Source organism: Catellatospora bangladeshensis (genome assembly GCF_016862575.1).
Classification (GTDB): Bacteria; Actinomycetota; Actinomycetes; order Mycobacteriales; family Micromonosporaceae; genus Catellatospora; species Catellatospora bangladeshensis.
The window spans coordinates 1-1216 of record NZ_BONF01000099.1 but is presented as its reverse complement, the minus strand read 5'-3'; the positions used below and the strand labels follow the sequence as shown (position 1 = coordinate 1216).

Annotated in this window: 1 protein-coding gene; it reads left to right on the top strand. The window is 68.6% G+C overall.

The annotated features are described in order from the left end of the window. Window positions 1–395 precede the first annotated feature (395 nt). Entirely contained in the window at window positions 396–752 is a 357-nt protein-coding gene (locus Cba03nite_RS39400; RefSeq protein ID WP_203757687.1) for a hypothetical protein, read from the top strand. Window positions 753–1216: the final 464 nt, after the last annotated feature.

The following is a 1216-nucleotide window of genomic DNA, read 5'->3' as shown; positions in this document are numbered from 1 at the left end:
CTAACACAAGCCCAGCCGCAACGAGCACTCCAAGCGAGAGGCCTGCCATCCCGTCCGCCGTCGACCCACACTCCGTGGACGCGGGTTCTGGCCCCGCCGGCAAGGCCAAGCCGCGCAAGCGCGGTCGCCTACGGCGAGCCTTGCCGGCGGGGCCAGGTTCCGCGTAGGCATCCGCCTGGGTCGGCGGTGGGCGGGATGGCCCCACCCCAACCACCCACCCGGCCGCAAGACGCCCACGCATCCCCCTCCATCCCGGGGCCGGGGCGGCCCCCGCCGGAGGCGCTATCGATGGCACGCCCGACTGGCAGCGTCACCAGACGGCTGGCGGTGTTCCCGCGCCGACGTGGGCCAAGGCAGATTGCAGCTGCCACGCCTGCGGTTCTAGGGTGGCCGACATGTCGCCGCTCGCCGTAGCTCCTGATGATGTCTGGCTCTCGCTGCTAGGGGTGGCTCCGCAGACAGAGGAGATCTCCGGGGACGAGTACGTGCGAGAACTGCGCGTGCCCATCAGCAAGGCAGAAGAACTGCATCTCACGTGGGACGAGACTGACCAGAGTGTGAGGATCCGGCTCACGAGCGGCCCGAACGTTATCGCTGACCTGTTTAGGGAGCAGTCCACACGGCTTGCCGCTGAGGCGAACGGCCCACGTCGGTTCGTCGTGCTGGAGTACCGCGCGGAGGGATGCACGGGAAGCACACGCATCCAGGTGCAGCCAACCTTCTCGATCACTGACACCTTCCTCCGAACGTAACCCACCCCACCGGGCCAGAGATCGTCCCCGATCGGGAGGTCCAGAGTCGCCGCTAGGTCTAGCGCTAATGCTAGCGACCTGGTCGGCGTGCAGCCTGCGGCCTAGTGTCTAGCGGTGTCGCGCTGGAGTGCCCGGGAAGCGTCCTGGACGGCTCTGGTGAGGGTTCCCGGTGTCGCTAGAGACTGCGGCCTGTGGCGCCGGTGCGGGCCGCCGCCCTCCCCGCGCGGGCCGAAGGCATGAGCGCGGGGAAGGGCGAGCGGCCACGGTGCGGCGCTTCAGCGCCGCCTTGATCCTCTAGAGAACAATTCGGCAGAGTCATCAAGGTTGGATCGGCGGACGATGTGATGAATGGACGCCGGGGAGCTGGCGGCGCTCAGGCTTCGCCCCCTGCCTGTTCTGCTCGGAGGGCTAGGAGCCGGTATGTCCAGTGCTCTGGGCGCACGGCGGCCCCGGTCCCGTCCTTT